We start from the raw sequence: 20,116 nt of genomic DNA, 5'->3' as shown, positions 1-20,116 counted from the left end.
ATCCCTCGATCGGCCCGGCCCTCCTCGCGGCGATCTCCCCCCCCTCCTCGTCCGCACCCAGGACCGCCGCCGAGGCGATCCCCCTCGAGGTCGCGCCGTCGCCGTCGTTCGACCCGAAACCCTCGACCGCTCCCCCGGCCGCCTCACCCGCCTCCGCGCCCGCCCCCACCCCCGGCGGCGACGGCACGCATGCCGTTGCTGGAAGTCTGGGCAAGTTGCCGACAGGTTGGGCGGCGCTTCGCCAACGGATGCAGGACCTGGGGGTATCCCGGTACACCATCGAGGGGATTCCCGGGGGCCGGGTGACTTTTTCGTGCTTAATTCCGCTGGCGGGCAAGCAGGCGGTCTCGCAGCGGTTCGAGGCCGAGGGAGACGACGAGTTCCAGGCCGCCCAGGCGGCGGTCCGGCGGATCACGCTCTGGCGGGCGACGCGGCCGGCGCCGGCGTCGCCCTGACCGCGGGGCCGGGCCCGCGGCTTCGTCCGGATGTCTCCATGGGAAAGGAGGTTATTGTCGAACCGGGATCGCCCTATAATGAATGTCCATGAGCGACGAGGCGGTTCGACCCGCTCGTCACGACCTCGCGGCGGATCCGTCGCGGACCTGCGTCCATCCTCTCGATCGTCGGGAAGGGCCCCGAAATGGCCAAGATGTCGCCGCTGAGGCTGCTCCTGATCGTCACCGGAAGCACCCTGCGCGCCGAGGAGATGGACCGGCCCCTGGGCTACTACCTGAAGCGGCGGCTGGAGGAGGCCATGGCCTCCGGCGTCTCCCCGTCGCCCGGCCCCGGCGCCAAGCACGGCCATGGACCGGACCTGGACCTCTCCGACTACCAGGTCCGGGTGGTCGCCGATTTCCGATGGATCCACGACGAATTCCTCCAGGGCCTGCCGACGATCTCCCTGGGCGGCCCCGGCGTCAACGCCCTCTCGCATCGCTGGCTCGAGGAGGTCCCCATCTCCCTGGCGTACAACGAGCGCTACTTCATCCAGATGGATCCCGACCTGTCCGAACCCCGCGCCAGCATCTGGGGGATGGACAACCCCTCCACCCAGATCGCCGTCTCCGTGTTCCTTGACCGCTTCCTCACCCGATTCCTGGAGCGCTGCGCCTCGATCCCCGCGACGTCCTTCGACACCGACGACGAGGGGGAGGGCGAGGCGGACATCGAGCTCGACGAGGACGATGATTGAATCGACGCGAGGCCCGCGGGCTTCATGGCGTCGCCTTCCGTCATCCTCGACGGGCAAGCCCGGCCGATCTGGCCCGGCAGTTGCATCAGTGCCTGACGTCTCCGCCATGATCCCGCTCCGACCGCCCGGGTTCGTCCGGGCGGAGGGTGCCAGGCGGCGAGGCCCGAGCTGAATCGAGCCGAGCTCGCCGCCCCCTCACCCGGCACCCCCCGGGATGCCTGACGAGACGTCGCGTCGAAAACCGGAACGCTCCGCGGGCCGCGACCCTGACGTAACGGCCCGGCCTCATCGCCCCGACCGGCTGGCTCCCCTTCGCGTCTGGTCGCCTCGCCCGCCTCGGCCGCCCGTCTCCGCGCGGCCCGGCCCCGCGTGCCGACCCCTCGCGCCGGGACGTGCCGCGTCGCGCCGGGGCACCCAGACAAGACCACGCGCAGCCAACGGAATGGCACGGAACCGCGACCTACGGATAGGGATGGGTGACCATGACTCATATGCGTAGCTACGTACCCTTGTGCCTCTGCCTCGCATCCCTGGCGATCCTCCCGGCGCCCCCGGGGCGCGGCGGCCCCCCGGACATGGGCATGGGCATGGGCATGGGCATGGGCATGAACGTGGAGGAGGGCCCGCAGCCCGGCGACGACCCGGACGCCCTGGCCGACGACGACGACGGCCTCGGCAAGGCCCGGGGGCCGGGATTCGGGGAGGACCAGGACCGGCTGCTCCGGCTCGTCCGCCGCAAGGTCTCCCAGGATCAGGGGGCGTGGGTGGTCCAGTACGAGCTCCGCTACGAGGGCGAGTCCGTCGCGGTCCGGGCCCCGATGGAGACGAAGGTGGTCGTGGACGGCTCGGTCTCGAATTCCCGGGTGCCCGGCCACGCCACGCCCCGGCCCTCGCGGGTGATGGCCGGGGGGACGGCCACGGGCTCCGCGACCGGCGACGTGATCGCCTCGGCCGAGGAGGCCCGCCGCTGCCGCGAGCGGGTCGTGCTCTCCGCCTGGACCGACGACGGCGCTCCCCCGGACCCGGACGCCCCCACCGTGCTGAACCTCAACCCGGGCTCCCGGGTGAACGTCAAGGTCCGGATCGAACATCAGCATGTCATCTACGGCGAATACGACCCGCTGCTCGGCGTGCGGTCGGTGGACCTGGCCCTCGGCGGCGCCTTCCTGCACGACGAGGTGCCGCTGGACCGCGAGCACTACCTGGCGCAGCCGAGGTCCACCTGGACGGAGGCCCCCGCGGACCGTCGCGACACCCGGCATTACGTCTCGGCGCCGGACAGCCTGCACCTGGAGGCCCACGTCCCGGGCCACAAGTATTACCGACTGCCCGACCGCCCGGTGCGGTACGGCACCCGGATGCGGCTCCGCTTCTGGTATCTCGTCGCGGCCGGCACCGAGGGGGAATGCCGCGTCCGCTTCGACCAGTACAAGGACACGCCCACCTCCTGGCGCGTCCTCTCCTCCGGCGGCTTCGAGCAGCCGCTGGAGACCATCGGCCGCTGGACCAAGGTGGAGAAGATCGTCCGGACCGACGGCGAGGCCACCACCGCCGCCCTCGGCTTCCGGATCATCAGCGAGACTGACGTCGGCGAGATGTGGATCGACGACATCAGCCTCGAGCCCGTCTGCCAGAACACCCCGGGCGACGAGCCCTGAGGGGGGCGTCGCCGAGGTGATGCAAGGCTCTGGGGAGCTTATCGTTGCCCGCCGGTGCGAGGGGACCGTCCCTGAGCGAAGATACCTGCCATACCAGGCTTCCTCGGCGGCGAAGTCGCGTTGCGTCATCCGATGTGGAAGCGCCGCGGGTGCGGGTAACGTGCCAACTTCGGAGAGGCCAGTCAGTCGGCCAGGACTTCCACCTCGGTCTCGGCTTGGATTTGGGCTTCTGCCTCGACCTCGGCTTGCAGGTCAGCGACTCGATCACGAATCCGCGAGTAAATGGGGATCTCACGGCCTACGACCTCAATGCTCACCGCGAGAGCATATCGAGCCGTCGAGTCGGGGTCCTTGCTCCATCCCTGATGGCCGATCACTGCGATGCAGAAGTCTTCAGTCAAGGCATTGGATTTGATGAAGACCCAGTCCTTCTGAGTCGCCCCGGAACTCCTGGAAACCCCGCGAACGTTGCCGTGTGTCGGGCTGATGCCGATGGACCACCTGAATGAGTCGCCCTCGGCCTCTCCTTCCTCGTCGGTCTTCAAGGCTCGATCACGGAACGTCGAAACGTCTTCGCCCCTGTTGCTGCTCTTCCAGTCAACCCAGGTAGAGAAGTAATGGCGTCGGTTTCTACGTGTACGGCGTGGCTGGGCCGCGTAGGTCAATGTGACCTCAATGAGGACGTCGAACTCTTCACCTGGCCGTCGCAATTCGCGCGGGATCGGAACCTGGTAGATGTGGCAGTTCTTCGCCTTTATTCCCCTGTCGCCGCTCGAGATGAGTGTCGTCCGATGCTCGGTGTTGGTCGTCGCCCGCTCCATGTCGGGCAAGCCGTAGCCAATCCAGCGAACGATATGGCCGCGTTCGAGCGGCGTGGTCCCGTTTGTCCACCCGGGCCATCGGGCGGATTGGACGATGAGAGCACGGTAAAGGAGGTACGGTTCTTTGGGCAGGATCTCTTGCAGGCGAGCGGCGATCCTGGCGACCTTGGGAGCCGCATATGAGGTTCCGACCTGGTCGCGGTCGTAAGCAGGTCCTATGGCGGTCAGCGTTGAGCGAACCAGTTCCGGGTAACACTCGCGGCCGCACGGCGGGGTATCGACGATCGGAGGATTCGTGCGGGAGACCAGATTATCGCCCCCGAACTCTACGACCTCCGGCTTGATGGTGTTCCAGATACCCAAGCCGCTTCGTGAGAAGGCGGAAGGATGCCCTTCCCCTCGAGCACAGGACGACCAATCCGGGTCTTCGAATTCGCGATAGCCAACGGAGCCGACGGTTAGGGCCTGCAGGCTCTGGGCAGGATTCGCGATGCGACTCGACGGCTCGCTGAGGTAGGCCGGATACGTTCGCTCAGCAACCAAATGCTCCAGGATGCCGGGGTTCGTCGTCGTGTTCGAAGGGAGAAGATTGCCGGAGCTAACGACGAATAGGACATCATGAGTACATGAGAGGTGATCAATCTCAGCGGCCCACGCGGACATGTGACGCGTCCGGCACGGGGCACCTGCGGTTATGGAGTGGTTGAAAATCCTGGCCCGACGACCGTCCTTGTGGAAGTGCAAGATGATGGCATTCAGCAGGGTGGGCGGAAAGAGCCGGTCGGGCATCGAGCAGTTAGCATCCAGCACTCGGGCATTCTGAATCCACCATGATGCGTCGTAGGAGCCCGAACGCGGAATTGACTCGCCGAAAAGGACAGCTCCGGCAACGCGTGTCCCATGCCCGCTCGGCGGAAAGTAATCGGCAACGTCAGTCGGCGACATTCCCGGGAGAAAGCAACGGGAATGGCCCACATCGATCGCTGCGTGGAGGAGGTAATGTCCTTCCTGAATGCCGCTGTCGATGATGCACACCGCCGGAGCATCTTCGGGAGGCGGTACGATGGTGATCTGTTCCTTCGACCTTTCGAGGGCCGCGCGGAAAGCTTGGGGCAAAGCGACGTCGTCCGGTTCGACGACTTCAAAGAGGAACGGATAGTTGAGGACGAGGTCCCGAAGCCCTTTGCCTTTGATGCGAATCCGAAGCGTGAACTCTTCGGGCAGAGCCGCCTCAGAATAGGCTTCAAACTGGTCGAGGACTTCACCGCCGTAGGCATCGACGAATGAGCGAATCTCGTCGTGCCTCCGTGCAGAAAGCTCTTCCCATGCCTGGTACGCATCGTTGCGGGCAGCGGTCCAATCTCTGAACAGTTCCGCATATTCGCCTTGCCGCCTGGCCCAGGCCTTATCCGATTCCCTGCGACCACGATTCCGAGGGCTTGGTGGCGGTGGGATCTGAATGTCACCGGAAGATGAAACCCCAAGGTCGACCACGTAATCGCCTTCGTGGTCGAGCTCGGGCCATTGCTCCCGGAGATGCTCCGAGAGAATACGGGCCAGCCGCTTGGACTGGTCGTTGTCTTCGACCAGGCTGTGGACGCGAGCGACCGAACCAGAGCCGGTGACCTTGCCGACAAAATCGACCAATTGCCTGTTGAAAGCGTTGAGGTCGAGGTCCTCGCTCGCGACGATGACGAAACCATCCTCTTCCTCCGAGACGACCTCGAAGCCGAACCGCTTCCGAAGTTCGTCCAGATCGAGCATGGTGTCGATTTCGAGCAAGAGCGGGACGTTCTTCGGGAGGGTTGGAAGATCCTCCTCCTCCCGGTCAGCGACGCGTAGCTTCCACGCCGAGGATACGTTCGTCGCAGCAATGCCAAGCCTTTCTCCGTGTGTCGCCCTATCTTCCTGGGCCGCTGTGGTCTTGGCGTTGGGCTTCCTCCTCTGCTGATGGAACCGAGCGGCCCCGTCGTAGCGCAGGACGAGGGCCAGGTGCGGGAAGGGGTTGTTGATGGGCGGCATCGGCCATTTCAGGGTTAGAGAGACTTACCGCGACGGATCTCGTCGATAGCCAGTCGTACGTCCTCTTCTTCGACGGTCTTCCGCCCGACCAGGACAGCGGCCTTCGCTGCGTCCTGGGCTGCCTTCACCGTGTAAGCGGCAGACAACCCCTTCAACGAACCGATGACGGTCGCCCAATCGATTTGCCCGGAGATCTTCACCGCCGAGAGCGTTGTCCGGAAGAGCTGCTCTATCTCCCGGTCGCCGGGCAAAGGGACTTTGAACACGTCATCGAAGCGACGGAAGATGGCCTCGTCCAAGGACTCCTCGACGTTCGTCGTCGCCACCAGGATACCAGGTGCATCGTACTCGTCGAGAAATTGGAGGAGCGCATTGACCACGCGTGCGGCTTCGCCTACGTCGCGGTCCGTACTCCTCGAACGAGCGATGAAATCGCACTCGTCAAGGAGGAGAACACACGGACGCTCCTTCGCAGCCTCGAATACCGTTCGGAGATTCGACGCCGACTCCCCAAAGTAAGACGAGAGCAAAGCATCAAACTTTACCTTCATAAGAGGCAGCGTTGTGTTCCAGGCCAGCCTCTTGGCTCCGAGCGACTTGCCGCATCCCGGGGGGCCATGAAGAAGGACTCGCTTCCTGGGTCTCAGGCCGTAGGCGGAGAGGCGTTCCCGAGCCGCGTATTCTCGCTCGACCCTGGCGAATCGCTCCTCCACTTCGGGAGGGAGGACCATGAAGTGCTCGAGCTGGTCCCGTGGCGTAACCGAGACGAGCAACTCACGATTGCGACGGCTACTCGGGAGTTCGCGGAGAGTTGGCGGTGTGCTAGAGGCCCCCTGCGAGCGAGCACGAGCGAAGATTCTGTCCAACTCGCCAGCTAGCTTTTGGTGCCCTGTGTCTCGCTCTACCTGGATGACTTTTTTGGCGAGTAATTCGAGGTCCTCGTGGGCTCCCTCGCCAATAGCTCGCACCAGCCTCTTGAGAATGTCCGCATTCATGGTCGAGCCCTTGGGAGCCGATTCGTTGCCTTTGGGCGTAGTCGAATTCGTCGAACTTGAGCATTGGACTATGTGCCAGGGACTAGCGAGATGGCATAGTGTGTTTTAGTCCATTTCCTGGCCCTCGCCCAGTGAGCCATAGGCGAAACGGCTATTCTGCTTATGTCTCTCAAGGGCCCCATCTGCTAGAGATTATCGCATTTATGCTGTGCTTGGGGGGATGTCGAAGAATATCGGCTGTCAGCCCTTCGTCGCTGAGCGGTATCACGTGCCTTGCACCTCTTTAAGACCCCCTCTCACCATCGCCCGGCGGGTCGCGGATCGGCGCCCCCATCACCGAAATCGATTTCCTTGTCTACCTAAATTTCCTATTTTTACGGATGTTAGACTGAACCCTGCGTCTCGCGGGCGGTTCTCCCGCTTCTCTCCCACGGACCTCTCACGGTTGTCCGGCGGGTTCGTCCTCTTCGCGATGAGGGTTTGCGCATGACATCCTGCGCCGCCGACCGGCTGATTCGGGCGTTCCGGGGGGTCTTCACGGGGTCGCGGCGCGGGGCGAGCCTTCGAAAGCGACGGTCTGCGCCACGGCGTCTGGAGATCCTCGAGAGCCGCGAGGTCCTGAGCACGGGGAGCGGCGTCTGGAGCTTCGCGAGCGCGCCGGGGCTCCATCCGATGAAGGTGAACGTGCTCAGGCTCGCGGCGGGTGCGTCGCGCACGCCGGTCTTCGTCGCGCCCTACGATCAGTCGCCGGACCCGAGCCTGCTGGTCGGGCAGACGGGGCCGCTGATCGTGGATCGGGCCGGGAACCCGATCTGGTTCAAGCCGATGTCGAGCAACAACAGCGTGCAGGTGCTCGACTTCCAGACCCAGACCCTGCGCGGCAAGCCGGTGCTGGTCTGGTGGCAGGGGCAGATCGCCGGGATCACCCCGAGCAAGTCGCCCGCCGGCATGTCGGTGGGGGGCCATTTCGTCATCTACGATCAGCACTATCGGCCGATCGCGTCGGTCAAGCCGCCGGGGGGCTCGTCGACGGACCTGCACGAGATGATCATCACCCCGCGGGGCACCGCCTACTTCTTCACCACCAAGATCGTGAAGGCGGACCTGACCGCCTATGGCGGGCCGAAGAACGGGTCGTTCGTGAACCCGATCCTCCAGGAGGTCAACCTCCGGACCGGCCAGCGGATCTTCTCGTGGAACATGGCCCAGCACGTCCCGCTGGGCGATTCCCTGGTCCCGGCCCCCACGACCGCGGACCAGAAGTGGGACCCCTACCACGTCAATTCGATCGACGTCAGCGCCGACGGCTCCCAGCTCCTGGTCTCGACGCGGAACACCTGGGCGATCACCGACATCAGCCGCAAGACGGGGCAGATCCTCTGGCAGCTCGGCGGCAAGCGGAACCAGTTCAACCTGCCGGCCAACCTGGTCACCGGCCCGTTCAACTCGGCCTTCCAGTTCCAGCACGACGCGCGGTTCACGCCCGGGGGGATCAGCCTTTATGACAACGCCGGCCTCGGGGTGGCGCCGTATCGAGGCCCGTACGGCCCCGCGCGGGGCCTGATCCTGAACCTGAACGTCCCGGCCCGCACGGCGACCGCCGCGGCCGCGCCCTATGTCCACAGCCCGGCGCTGGTCTCGAACAGCCAGGGGAACTTCCAGGTGCTGGCGAACGGCAACACGTTCGTCGGCTGGGGGTCGGTCTCCGACGGCACGCCCGGCCTGAGCTCGTATTACACCGAGTATGCCCCCGACGGCTCGGCCGTGGCGGATTACTCCCTGGCGGGCAACAACATCTCCTACCGGGCGTTCACCCAGCCGTGGGTCGGCCTGCCGCTCACCAAGCCCTCGCTGGCGATCGCCGCCGCCAACGGCGTGGTGACCGTGGGGGCCTCGTGGAACGGCTCCACCGAGACGGCCTCCTGGCAGCTCCTCGCCGGCGCCTCGCGGCGGTCGCTGGTGCCGGTCGCGGGCGCCGTGCGCACCGGCTTCGAGACCACGTTCTCCGCGGCCACCTCCGGCCCCTTCTACGCGGTCCGCGCCCTCGACGCCAGCGGGGCGGTCCTGGGCACCTCGACCGTGGTGCGGGCGGGATGATGGGGCGGGCGGAACATCAACGCGTGGCAGACGTCGCTTGGAGGGGCGGGCGCCGCCGGGCCGCCAGGTGAGCCGTGGCCCGGGCGTCGGCCCCGGGCGTGGGTGACGCATCGATGATTGGCATCAATGGATGCCGTCGTGCCCCCGTTTCCCGAATCTTCGCGCGTTCTCGATACCAGATCGAACCGGCGGTGTTTCATCCTCCATCGCCCCATCGAATGACCGTCCGGCGGAGCCGGTCCGCATCTCCCACTCGAGAGGATGGCCATGATCGTCGCATGCTGGATTAGCCTCTGCCTCCTGGCCCAGGCTCCGTCCCAGGCCACGGCGCCGTCTTCGTCGTCGAGCGTGGCCGACGCGTATCAGGAGGCGAGGGCCCGGGCCGGTCACGACCCGGATGCCCTGGTCGGGCTCGCGCTCTGGTGCGAGCGGCGCGGGCTGACCGCGGAGCGGCTCAGGAGTCTCTCCCTCGCCGTGCTCTACAGGCCCGATCACGAGGTGGCGCGGGGGCTCCTGGGGCTGGTCGAGGCTCGAGGGAAGTGGAAGCGGCCCGAGGACATTCGCGCCGCCGAGGAGGCCGACCCGGCGACGCGAAGGGTCCGGCAGGAGTATCTCGCCCGGCGTGCCCGGGCCCGGCCGACGGCCGATTCCCAGCAGGAGCTGGCGCGGTGGTGCGAGCAGAATGGGCTTCCCGACCAGGCGTCCGTCCATTACCGCCAGGTGGTCCAGCTCGCCCCCGACCGCGCGGCGGCCTGGAAGAAGCTGGGGTATGAGAAGCACGGCAAGCGGTGGGCTCTCCCCGCCGACCTCGCCGCCGCGAGGGCCGAGGCCGAGGCCCAGTCGCAGGCCGATAAGGCCTGGCGCCCGAAGCTCGAGGACGACCGGGAGGCCCTGGCGGGCAAGGACGCCGCCCGGCGACGGCTCGCCGAGGAACGCCTGGCCGCCGTCGAGGATCCCCGCGCCGTGCCGACGATTTGCGAGGTCTTCGTCCGCAAGGATGCCGGCTCCCAGTTGCGGGCGGCCGACATCCTGGCCCAGGTCCAGGGACCGGCGGCCTCGACCGCGCTGGCGCTGCTGGCGGTCTCGAGCGACTTCCCCGAGGTCCGCGGGCGGGCCTCCCAGATCCTCTCCCGCCGCGATCCTCGCGAATTCGTCGGGCTGCTGCTCGATCTCGTCCATCGGCCGTTCCGGGTCAAGGTCGGTTCGGAGGCCTCCGTGGCCTCCGCCGGCGAGATCCTCGTGGAAGGGGAGGCGTTCAACGTCCGGCGGACCTACAACGTCGATCCGGGTGAGGAGCTCTCGAGGATGCCCGCTCGCCTCTTCACCGCGGAGACTCCCTTCCTCGGCGGGATGGACCCCCAGTCCGAGGCGGCCATGGGCTCGCTCGGCGGATGGTTCCGGCGCGGCGGGGGGAACGGGCTTTATCAGAGGGCGCTGGACCTGGATCTCGAGATCGCCGACCGCTGGGCCGTGATCCACCGGACCGCCGCGGAGGCGAGGGGGAAGATGGCCCAGGACGTGGCCGGCCTGGAATCGGCGAACCGGCAGATCCGGGACCTGAACGACCGCGTCCTGCCGATCCTGAAGCTGTCCACCGGCCAGGACTTCGGCGAGGACCGCGACGCGTGGAAGCGATGGTGGTTCGACCAGCTCGGCGCCGTCCATGAGTCGAGCACGCCCGCGCAAAAGCCCACCTACTCGGAGACCGTCTCCGTCCAGGCGCCGCGGGTGCATCGCGACTATGTCGAAGCCCCGGGAGAGTTGAACCTCTTCAACATCACGCATTCGGCCTGTTTCGTCGCCGGCACAACCGTCCACACCGACCGGGGGCCGGCCGCGATCGAGTCGCTCCAGGTCGGCGACGAGGTCCTCTCGCAGGACGTCCGCACGGGGCGGATTTCCTATCGGGCGGTGACCGCCGTCCACCGGAACGCCCCCACGACGACGCTCGGCCTGAAGCTCGGCGACGAGACGGTGGTGGCCACGGGCATCCATCGCTTCTGGAAGCCGGGGGCGGGCTGGACGATGGCCCGCGACCTGAGGCCCGGCGACATCGTCCGCACCCTCGGCGGCACGAGCCGGGTGTCGGCGATCGAGCCCGGCCCGATCACCCCGGTGTTCAACCTCGAGGTGGCCGAGAACCACGACTTCTTCGTCGGCAAGGCGGGCCACCTCGTCTACGACTACAGCCTCGTCCGCCCCGCCCTGGCCCCGTTCGATGCCCTCCCGCAGGCCGTGGCGGCCCGCTGAAGGAGAGCTTCCCGTTGAGCGGAGCGGAGATCAGAGGCTCGAGCCAACTGACCTATTCGGTGCGCAGACGGGGGACTCTCTCGTCTTCCATGAAGGGCACCGCGCCATTACGCTGTTGCCCCGTGGGATCCTCCGCTCGAATCGAGGCGAGCCACCGCCATTCATGGAGAGGCCGATGAGGGATCTCCCTCCTCTCAGGCAGGTCCCCTTCCGCAACAACCTGGTGAAAGCCGTCCTCGGGGTCGCGGCGCTCTCGGTCGTGGGGTCACTGACCTGGATGGACTTCCATCGGGGAGGCCGTCCCCGGGACGCCGGCACGCGGATGCGAGAGCTCGCCCGACAGATGAAGGAGGGCGACGCGGACCATCGAACGCAGACCCTCCTCTCGCTCTACGGCGAGATCACCGGACCGGACGATTTCGAGGCGATCTTCCCCGGGATCGTTGAGGCGACGGAGGACCCCTCGGGGCCGATCCGGCAGGCCGCGGCCCTGGGCTTCTGCGAGTTGATCTCCCGCCACGTGTGGACGCCGCTCGTGCCTCGCAAACCACCCGCGGCCCGGATCGTGGCGCTGTGTCCCAGGGCCGCAGTGGTGCTCGCGCCCCTGCTCGGCGAGCCGTCGCTGGCCGTCCGCACCGAGGTCGCGAAGGCCCTCGGGACGGTGGCGAAGACCGGAGGGCTGGACGTCCCTCCTCCCGAACTGGTCGCGTGCCTCGACGACCAGGAAGGACAGGTCCGTGCCGCCGCGGCCGGCGCCCTGATCCGGTTCCGGAGCGGTCCCGAGCGGATCGTTCCGGTCGCGCTCCGACGGCTCCCCACCGAGGGGCCTGGGGTCGCCCGCGAATATGAACGGATCTTCTCGAACGTCCGCCTGGAACCCTCGGTCTTGCCGCTCCTGATCGACGGCCTGTCGAGCGAGGATCCCAGGGTCTGTTTCTGCTGCACGATCGCCATCAACCACATGGGACGCGACGCCACCCCCGCGTTGCCCGCCATCCTGGCGTTGCTCCGCAAGAAGCTCGATTCACCCCTGCCCTGGGAAGATGACCGCATCATCGCCTTCGCGGCGGGCGCCGTCGGGGAAATCTGGCAGGACCCGCCCCCTCCGCCCGGGGCCGTGGAGATCCTTTGCGAGCTACTCCGGCGCGAGTCGGAGCCGACCTCCGGACCGGACGGTTCGCCTCCGTCGTCGTCGTCCGGCGGCCCGGGGACCATGATGGGGCGGCAACACCGGCACGAGCAGGTGCAGGGCGAGGCGGCCTTCTCCCTGGGCATCCTGGGTCACCAGGCCGCCGCGGCCGTGCCCGTGCTGCTGACGACGTTCGAGAAGACCCCGGTGACCTCCGATCATCTCCGCGAGACCTGCGCCGAGGCCCTCGCCGAGATCGTCCGCGGCACGCCCGACGCGGACCGCCTCATCACGGCCCTGAAGGATGCCTGGCCGATGGCCACCCCGTCCCAGAAGAAGGTCTTCGCCCGGGCCCTTCGCAGCCTCGGCCCGGACGTGGAAGGGCGCGTCCCGGAGCTCCGGCAGGTCCCGCCCGATGGCAGTCGGACCGAGATCCGACGCGTCCTCTATCCCCGGTCCGAAGGCGAGAAGGGCCGGCGCGAGTGAGCCGACGCTGACGGAGGATGAGGGCCAGGGTCGTGGGCGGTCGCGGGGAGCCTCCCGCGGGACGCGGAATGGCCCGTCCTTCGGCGGGCGCGGGACGCGGAATGGCCCGTCTCCCGGTCACCTGACGATCGCGCAGTCCCAGGAATCCTTGATGCCTGTCACTTCCTCGGAATGATAGGCCCGGACTTCCCCATTCACCAGCGTGGCGAACTTCCTCCCGGTTTCGGCCGGAGGTGAGGCCGGACGACTCGATGCGATCGTGCCGGGATTCGCGCGGCCGCGGCATCCTGGCCGCGGCTGCCGCCACGGGAAGAAGTGACACGTCTCGCCCGACCCGACAGGTCGCGAGCCCGTCCGTCCGAGCCGGAAGCGTCAGCGACGGTTCCCCAGGCCAATGCGAAAGTGAGAACGATCGCGACGAGTCGAGACGAGGCCGCGGCGGATTGGGGATTTCCGGGGAAGACCGTCGCTGACGCTTCCGGCTCGGATGGGAGCGCGGCCGGAACGGGGCCGGCCGGGACGGCTACCGGCCCGTCCGGGGAGCATACCCCTTCCACACCCACTCGATGGCGTGCGGGAGGAACTGCTGCTGGGCGTTGCTGACGCTGTGCCGGGCCCCTCGGCAGAAGAGGTATTGATATTCATAGCCCTTGGCCTTCAGCGCCTTCGCCATCCGGTGGTTGGCCTGGACCCAGTCGTGCATCCCGTCCCGCATCACGTTGGGGTTGAGCAGGTCCGCATCGCCGACGGAGAGGAACAGCCGGATGGGCTTCCTCGGGCCGTTGGGGATGAGCGTCTCGTGGAAGCCCCAGGCCCCGTCCGGGTACTTCGGGTCGAAGGGCCACGCCTGGTTCACGAACGTGCCCGAGGTCGTCAGCACTCGGTGGTACAGGTCGTTGCGGAACCAGGCCATGATGAGCGCCGCCGAGCCGCCGGAGCTGTTCCCCATCGCCGCCCGGCCGTCCGGGTCCTTCGTCAGCTTCACCCCGCAGTGCGCCTCCACCCGCGGCAGCACCTCGGCCTCGATGTACTCGGCATAGTCGCCGTTCATGCGGTCGTATTCCTTGCCGCGCTCGTGCCCCTGGGCGTCGCCGCCGCCGTTGCCGACGGCGATGACGACGATCGGCGGAATCCGCTTCTGGTGGATCAGGTTGTCGAGGATCGTCCGGTAGCCGCTCGCCTGGCCGGGGCCGTCGTGCACGACCATGAACGGCGCCTCGGACCCTGGCCTGTACCCGGCGGGGATGTAGACGCCGATCTTCCGCGTGTAGTCGATGGGGTGCGTCTCGACGATCAGCGTCTTCGGGTTGCTCGGATCCACCTTCCCGAACGCGTCGCGGGCGATGCCGGGATTGAAGAGCTTCGTCTCCTTCGAGTCGATGGCGAGCTGCACCACCTTCCCCTCGGGGACGCCTTCGACCTTCTTACGCTCCGGCGCCGGCACGTAGTTCGGCCCGATGACGAAGTTGTCGTAGGCATCGAGCGGGGGGTCCTCGCCCTCCTTCAACACCGTGAACGGCGGCGCACCCGGGTCGTCGAACTTCCGCGTCGGCGGCTGGGCCGACACGCCGGAGCATGCCGCGACGGCAACCAGTAGCATCATCATCGATTTGGACATAATAACATCCAATGATTCTGTTCGTGGTGTGAACCCGTGCCGGCGCCGATGGAGGGCCGCGGTGCATCCTATTTACCCGATTTCGGATCGCCCGGCACCATGCCGGGGAGGAAGCCCATGCCTCAGCCCTCCCCTCCGCCAGGCGCCGGGCCCCCCTGGTGGTAAGGCTGAAGCGACCCGAGATCGACGACGAAGGCCCCCGGGACCTGGTCGACGAGCAGGCGGGCCAGGTTGAGCCAGGGCCCGCAGCGGTCGAGGATGCCGGAATCGGCCGTGGTGATCGGGGCGCCGGGTTGAGACAGGATGGAATCCGGGTCCGGCACGATCGCGGCTTCCCAGCCCATGGCCCGGATCATCGCGGCGAGGCGGCCGCTATTCGACACGGGCGCGTCGAGATACCAGGTGCAGGCCCCGATGCCCCATTCGGTCAGGAATCTCCCGGCGAGGTCCAGGGCGGCCTGCGTCTCCTCCACCCGCCGGTAGGTGCCGTGGACGCTCGCGAGGTCGCGGAAGCACCCGTCCCGGCCGCCGAGCACGATCCCCCCTCCGAGGGCGGACTCCAGCGTCAGGATCAGGTTGAAGCCGTCGATTCGAAGGGGGCCCCTCGGCGCGACGATGCGGTTGGCATGGCGACGGGCGAGGGACTGGTCGGAGCACGCGGACCGAAGGACGGCCACACGCTGCCTCTCCACCAGCCGGTAGCGGTCGCCCACCAGCTTCAGGGATGAGGGTTCGGCGTATCCCCGCGTCAGGAGCCATGACAGGTCGGACGTGGCGGCGATCAGGTACGGACGAGCCTCCGGGCCGAACCATTCATGGTCCCGGGGGCCGGCGCCACGGTGCTTGCGGGTATCGGGCAATGGTTGTGCTTCACGGGAGGTTGGCCGGGCATCCGGGTTCAAGGGCGGGTCCGCGATCGCCCCACGGGCGATCCCCATCGCGCCCGCCCGAGCGGATGCGCCGGGCCGGGCTGATCCGCGATGGGATGTGCCGGGAGCGGAGGCGCCTCGGGATGTCGGTCATCTCCTCCATCGGCGCGGTGCGATCCCCCCGCCGCCGTCCTGAAGACCGCCCTGCCGTCGATCCGCAGGCCTCCCGAGCCCTTGATGTGGAGTCTACCAGAGGAGTCGCGGGGCCGGGGACTCCATTCCCCCGGCCTTTCCCGGACGTCCGCTCGAATCGGCACCGGGAAAAAGTTGGCCGCTCGCAATCCGCTCGCCCCTACCTGATGATGGGCGGACCGCGATCCGTCCCGATCGCGGGGCCCGTGGGCAGGGAGAGGGAGGGCATCGGCCGATGACCATCGAGGCGATCCGAGGCACGAGGGGGACCGGGGCGGGGACGGCGGCGATGGGCCGGCTCCTCTCCCGGGGCGTGCTGACCGGGCTGGGGGACGATGCGCTGCTGGAACGGTTCCTGGCCGATCGCGACGAGGAGGCGTTCGCGGCGATCGTCGCGCGGCACGGGCCGATGGTGATGCGGGTCTGCCGGGGCGTGGTGCGGAACGCGAGCGACGCCGAGGACGCGTTCCAGGCCTCGTTCCTGATCCTGGTGAAGAAGGCCCGCTCGTTCGCGGGCGTCAGCCGCCCCGACGTCGGCGGCTGGCTGCATCGGGTGGCCTACCGGGTGGCGATCCAGGCGAACGCCGCCGCGGCGAGGCGCCACGCGCAGGAGCGGAAGGCGGCCATGGCGGCGACCGCATACGGCTCGCCGGCCGAGTCGGATGAGGTCACCCCCGCGGTGCACGAGGAGCTTGCGCGGCTGCCGGAATCGATCCGCTCCGCGCTGGTGCTCTGCGAGCTCCGGGGCGTCTCGCAGCCGGAGGCCGCGGCCGCCCTGCGGACCAGCGAGCGGACCCTGCGGCGACGGCTGGCGAAGGGGCGGGAACGGCTGAGGGCCCGGCTGATGCGTCGCGGGCTGGCGCCGGCGAGCGGCGAGGCGACCCTGGCGGCGCTCGCCCTCCGGCCCCGCGAGGCGGAGCTCGCCCTCCTGCAAGGCTGGCGGGACGCGGCCGTCCGGGCGGCGACGAGGGGCCTCGAGCCGGCGGCGGCCGGACCGGCGGCGAGGCTGGCGCTCGCGACGGCCTGCGCGCTCGGCCTGGTGGCCACGGCCTGGGCGGCGGCCTTGCAACCGGGCCAAGCGCCGGGGCCGCCGGTGGCTGCCGTTGCCGTCGCCGTCGCCCCCCCTGCCCCGCGGGAGGCTCCGGCCGATGTCCCCCCGGTGGTGCCGCACGACGGGCCGATCGAGGTCAAGGGCCGCGTGGTCGATCCCGACGGCAAACCCCTGGCGGCGGCCGTCGTGCATGCGTCCTGGAACTACCTGTTTTCCCGGGAGACCCTTGCCGCGCGGACCGGGGCCGACGGGCGATTCGTGGTCAAGGCCCCGTGGCCCCGTGATCGTCGCGAGACCGGGGCCGCGGCGCCACTCCAGCTCGCGGCGACGGCCCCGGGCTTCGGGCCCGGATGGGTCCGCGCGGAGGTCCGGCCCGGCGCGCCCGGCTCGCCCGACATCCGCCTGGTCCGGGACGGCCCGCCCATCGAGGGCCGGATCGTCGACCGCGCGGGCCGGCCGATCGCCGGGGCGGCGGTGAAGGTTGAGTCGCTCTGGTACGGCGCGAATGGGACACTCGACCCCGTCGAGACGGGCGACCTGGGTCCGTGGCTCCGGGACATCCGCTCCCCCGAGCCGGGCAAGGGCGACATGCCCCACATGATCTACGGCGGCGACCCGAGGTTGCAGCCGATCGGGCTCCCCGCCGCCGGCTTCGTCCCCGCCGCGACCGACGCCGACGGCCGATTCCGGATCGCGGGGATTGGCCGCGAGCGGATCGTCACGCTGAAGGTGTCCGGGCCTGGGCTGGCCACGACGTCGGTCTCGGCGATCGGCCGCGACGAGCCCGATATTCGCATCAAGGATCATGCGATGCAGGGGGAGCCCGGTCCCGTCGTCCACGGCCGGCGGTTCGAGCACGCGGTCGGCCCGAGCCGGCCCATCGAGGGGACCATCCGCGACGCCGAAACCGGCCGTCCGATCGCCGGGATGAGCTTCATGGGCGTGGCGATCGAGAAGCCAGGCTACGGTGGGCTTGCCGAATCGACGAGCGATGCCCAGGGCCGCTATCGCCTGGACGGCCTGGCCGAGGTCGATGCCTACCTCCTGACGATCCGCCCCGGGCCGGGCCAGCCGTACGTGAACGCCCGGCTCAAGGTGACGGCGGATGCCGATGCGGCGAAAGCGAAGGCGAAGGCGAAGGGGCCGATTCGCTTCGACATCAGTCTGCGGCGAGGGTATTTCGTCCGGGGCCGCGTGATCGAGAAGGGGACAGATCGGCCGATGAAGGGGGCTGTCTGGGCGCTCGCGCTCCGCGAGAATCCCCACCTGGGCGAATACCCCGGGTTCGGGGAGTGGGGCCCGAATACCGGCGAGATCGACCCGGACGGCCGATTCGAGGTCGTGGTGCTGCCGGGGCCCGGGCTCGTCCTCTACTCCGCCAATGACGGTCGCCACGTCGCCCAGCACAAGGCGGCGACGATCCCGGCGACGGTCCCGGAGAATCACGGGGATTGCGATGCCATGGCCCGCGTGGACCTGGTTCCGAATGGTCCGGTCCCCGAGCTGGATCTCCGGGTGAGCGCGAACTCCCGCCGGGCCTTCCGGATCGAGGCCGTCGATGAGCAGGGCCGGCCGGTCTCGGGCGCGAGGATCTGGGGGCCCGATGGGAGCGAATCGAGCCCGGAGCAGGACTCGCCCGCGTTCGAGCTCGTGCCGTTCGAGCTCGCGAGGAGCCGCCGCGCGACGATCCTCCACGATGGCCGCAAGCTGATCGGCTCGGTCGAGCTGAATCCGGACGAGCCCGGGCCGTCGCCGGTCGTCGTCCGGCTCGTGCCCTGGGGCACGATCGTCGGCCGGATCGTCGATGGGGACGGCCGGCCCGGCGGCTCGTTCACCCTGCTCTGCCTGCCCGACGCCTTCGATCCCCACCAGGCCGATAACGCGAACCTCGCCCAGGCCGTCGACGGGAACTTCCTCCGCAAGAGGCACCAGATGCCCCGGATCAAGGCCGATGCCGACGGCCGGTTCCGCGTCGAGGGGATCGTCCCCGGCGCGAAGTACCAGGCGCTCGTGAGCGGCGCGGGCGACATCCCCTCGCTGGACGTCATCCAGTATTTCGAGGTCGAGCCCGGAGAGGTGAAGGACCTGGGAGAGTTCGTCGTCCGGGCCCCTGCCCGTCCAGGACAGCCCATCGCGCCCCCCAAGATGATCGTGCGATAGGGCCCTCCCGCAACGCGCGGCTCACCCCCGGTCGACGCCGAGCTGCCGTTCGATCTCCTCGAGGGTCTTGCCTTTCGTCTCGGGGAGCTGTCGGGCCATGAAGGCGAAGCCGGCCGCGCAGATCGCCCCGTAGAGCCAGAAGGTGCCGTGGGGGCCGAGGTGGGTGTTCAGGAACGGGAAGGTGAACGTCAGCACGGAGCACGCCAGCCAGAGGGCGAACACCGCGACGCTCATCGCGGCGCCCCGGATCCGGTTGGGGAAGATCTCGGCGATGACGACCCAGGTCACCGGCGCCAGCGACATCGCGTAGCAGGCGATCGCGGCGACCACCAGCGCGAGCATGTGCGGGCCGCGGCTGCCGACGAGATACCCGGCGCCGAGCAGGCCGTAGATCGCCGCCAGGCTCCCCGCGCCGAAGAGCATCAGGGGGCGGCGGCCCCAGCGATCGACCGTCGCGATCGCGACGAACGTGAAGACCAGGTTCACCACGCCGGTGATCACGATGCTGATGAGCATCTCGCCGACCTCGTAGCCGGCCGCCTTGAAGACCTCCTGGGCGTAGTTGAAGATCACGTTGATCCCGCACCACTGCTGGAAGACCGCGAGCGCCACGCCCAGGACGAGCACCCGCCGCAGGCCCGGCTCGTTCAGGTCGCGGAGCCGCATCCGACCGATCTCGTCGCGCGAGATCGTGGAGCGGATGTCGGCGAGTTCCGCCTCGGCGTAGGCCGGCCCGCCGACCCTCGCCAGGACCTGCCTCGCCCGCTCGAGTTGCCCGGCCGTCACGAGCCAGCGGGGGCTCTCCGGGACCGCGAACATGAGGGCCAGGAAGAGGACCGAGGGGACGGCCTCGGCCGCGAACATCCAGCGCCAGCCGAGCTGCCCGTTCCACGACGCGGCGAGGGCCGCGTCGGCGGTCCCCGCCGGCACGGGGGCCGCGATCAGGAGGTTCACGACCTGGGCCGCGAGGATGCCGATCACGATCGTGAGCTGGTTGATCGAGACGAATCGGCCTCGCGCCCCGGCCGGCGAGACCTCGGCGATGTACATCGGCGACACGTTCGACGCCAGGCCGATGCCCACGCCGCCGATCCACCGCGCCAGGTTGAACGAGGTCAGGTCCCAGGCCAGCGCCGTGCCGACCCCCGTGGCCGTGAACAGGATCCCCGCCGCGATCAGCGGGCCGCGGCGGCCGAACCGGTCGCTGACGACCCCCGCGACCGCCGCACCGACCAGGCACCCGAGCAAGGCGCTGCTCATGCAGAGCCCCTGGAGGAACGGCGCCCCGCCGATGCCGAAATGGGCCTCGTAGAACGGCTTGGCCCCGCCGATCACGACCCAGTCATAGCCGAAGAGCAGCCCCCCCATCGCGGCGATCAGGCAGATCCGCCAGAGGAAGCCGGCATCCGGGCTCGACGCGGTGGGATCGGCGGTGGATCGGCTCATGTTCGAGTGCTCCTCGAGGTCGTGGAGAGATCGGTGAGTGTGGTCGGAACCAGGCCTGGACGCAATCGCCGGCCGGCGCCGGGCTCGGCAGGAGCCTCGCCCTCCCGGGTCGGGATCCGCTCTCCTCGGG

General features: G+C 68.7%; 11 protein-coding genes and 1 pseudogene. 7 read left to right on the top strand and 5 right to left on the bottom strand.

Going from position 1 to position 20,116, the window contains the following annotated elements; genetic code table 11:
* The 3 genes and pseudogenes from G6O54_RS34025 to G6O54_RS34015 all read left to right on the top strand — a co-directional run.
* Positions 1-455, top strand: a pseudogene (locus tag G6O54_RS34025) (hypothetical protein); the annotation flags it as partial.
* 185 nt (positions 456-640) lie between these two features.
* On the top strand, positions 641-1,192 hold the full coding sequence (locus G6O54_RS34020; RefSeq protein ID WP_205679123.1) for a hypothetical protein: 552 nt from the start codon (positions 641-643) through the stop codon (positions 1,190-1,192).
* A 482-nt stretch (positions 1,193-1,674) separates the two neighbouring features.
* Positions 1,675-2,850 carry a hypothetical protein gene (locus tag G6O54_RS34015; protein WP_165234408.1) on the top strand — a complete coding sequence of 392 codons (1,176 nt, stop codon included), beginning with the start codon at positions 1,675-1,677 and terminating at the stop codon, positions 2,848-2,850.
* Between the two features lie 182 nt (positions 2,851-3,032).
* Here G6O54_RS34015 and G6O54_RS34010 read toward each other — a convergent pair whose 3' ends face one another.
* Together G6O54_RS34010 and G6O54_RS34005 are read right to left on the bottom strand one after the other, a co-directional pair.
* Entirely contained in the window at positions 3,033-5,693 is a 2,661-nt protein-coding gene (locus G6O54_RS34010) for a S8 family peptidase (protein ID WP_165234405.1), read from the bottom strand.
* A gap of 14 nt (positions 5,694-5,707) precedes the next feature.
* Positions 5,708-6,688 (bottom strand): ATP-binding protein, encoded by a 981-nt coding sequence (locus G6O54_RS34005; RefSeq protein ID WP_165234402.1) that lies wholly within the window; start codon positions 6,686-6,688, stop codon positions 5,708-5,710.
* A gap of 486 nt (positions 6,689-7,174) precedes the next feature.
* On the opposite strand from G6O54_RS34005, the gene G6O54_RS34000 reads away from it, so the two are divergent.
* The 3 genes from G6O54_RS34000 (at position 7,175) to G6O54_RS33990 (ending at position 12,650) form a co-directional block, all read left to right on the top strand.
* On the top strand, positions 7,175-8,785 hold the full coding sequence (locus tag G6O54_RS34000; protein WP_165234399.1) for an arylsulfotransferase family protein: 1,611 nt from the start codon (positions 7,175-7,177) through the stop codon (positions 8,783-8,785).
* Positions 8,786-9,052: 267 nt separating this feature from the next.
* Positions 9,053-11,035, top strand: a complete 1,983-nt coding sequence (locus G6O54_RS33995; RefSeq protein WP_165234396.1) for a polymorphic toxin-type HINT domain-containing protein — start codon at positions 9,053-9,055, stop codon at positions 11,033-11,035.
* Positions 11,036-11,210: 175 nt separating this feature from the next.
* Positions 11,211-12,650 carry a HEAT repeat domain-containing protein gene (locus G6O54_RS33990; RefSeq protein WP_165234393.1) on the top strand — a complete coding sequence of 480 codons (1,440 nt, stop codon included), beginning with the start codon at positions 11,211-11,213 and terminating at the stop codon, positions 12,648-12,650.
* Positions 12,651-13,173: 523 nt separating this feature from the next.
* On the opposite strand, the gene G6O54_RS33985 is transcribed toward G6O54_RS33990, so the two are convergent.
* Both G6O54_RS33985 and G6O54_RS33980 read right to left on the bottom strand, forming a co-directional pair.
* The gene (locus G6O54_RS33985; protein ID WP_165234391.1) at positions 13,174-14,268 is read right to left on the bottom strand and encodes an alpha/beta hydrolase; all 1,095 of its coding nucleotides are present in this window, start codon (positions 14,266-14,268) and stop codon (positions 13,174-13,176) included.
* 122 nt (positions 14,269-14,390) lie between these two features.
* Positions 14,391-15,128, bottom strand: coding sequence for a DUF434 domain-containing protein (locus G6O54_RS33980; RefSeq protein WP_165234388.1), 738 nt, complete (start codon positions 15,126-15,128; stop codon positions 14,391-14,393).
* Between the two features lie 436 nt (positions 15,129-15,564).
* Between G6O54_RS33980 and G6O54_RS33975 the strand changes: the two genes are divergently transcribed.
* On the top strand, positions 15,565-18,540 hold the full coding sequence (locus G6O54_RS33975) for a sigma-70 family RNA polymerase sigma factor (protein WP_165234385.1): 2,976 nt from the start codon (positions 15,565-15,567) through the stop codon (positions 18,538-18,540).
* Between the two features lie 21 nt (positions 18,541-18,561).
* Here the strand turns inward: G6O54_RS33975 and G6O54_RS33970 are convergent, their stop codons facing one another.
* Entirely contained in the window at positions 18,562-19,986 is a 1,425-nt protein-coding gene (locus G6O54_RS33970) for a sugar porter family MFS transporter (protein ID WP_165234382.1), read from the bottom strand.
* Between the last annotated feature and the right edge of the window lie 130 nt (positions 19,987-20,116).

Origin of the sequence: Aquisphaera insulae (genome assembly GCF_011064615.1) — a bacterium.
GTDB lineage: Bacteria > Planctomycetota > Planctomycetia > Isosphaerales > Isosphaeraceae > Aquisphaera > Aquisphaera insulae.
The sequence above is the reverse complement of the archived record's forward strand: the minus strand, read 5'-3'. Positions and strand labels throughout refer to the sequence as shown.

Coding starts and splice junctions, on each gene's coding strand:
- G6O54_RS34000 (WP_165234399.1), top strand. CDS start 7,175: ATGACATCCTGCGCCGCCGACCGGCTGATTCGGGCGTTCCGGGGGGTC.
- G6O54_RS33995 (WP_165234396.1), top strand. CDS start 9,053: ATGATCGTCGCATGCTGGATTAGCCTCTGCCTCCTGGCCCAGGCTCCG.
- G6O54_RS33975 (WP_165234385.1), top strand. CDS start 15,565: ATGACCATCGAGGCGATCCGAGGCACGAGGGGGACCGGGGCGGGGACG.
- G6O54_RS34010 (WP_165234405.1), bottom strand. CDS start 5,693: ATGCCGCCCATCAACAACCCCTTCCCGCACCTGGCCCTCGTCCTGCGC.
- G6O54_RS33985 (WP_165234391.1), bottom strand. CDS start 14,268: ATGTCCAAATCGATGATGATGCTACTGGTTGCCGTCGCGGCATGCTCC.
- G6O54_RS33990 (WP_165234393.1), top strand. CDS start 11,211: ATGAGGGATCTCCCTCCTCTCAGGCAGGTCCCCTTCCGCAACAACCTG.
- G6O54_RS33970 (WP_165234382.1), bottom strand. CDS start 19,986: ATGAGCCGATCCACCGCCGATCCCACCGCGTCGAGCCCGGATGCCGGC.
- G6O54_RS34015 (WP_165234408.1), top strand. CDS start 1,675: ATGACTCATATGCGTAGCTACGTACCCTTGTGCCTCTGCCTCGCATCC.
- G6O54_RS34020 (WP_205679123.1), top strand. CDS start 641: ATGGCCAAGATGTCGCCGCTGAGGCTGCTCCTGATCGTCACCGGAAGC.
- G6O54_RS34005 (WP_165234402.1), bottom strand. CDS start 6,688: ATGAATGCGGACATTCTCAAGAGGCTGGTGCGAGCTATTGGCGAGGGA.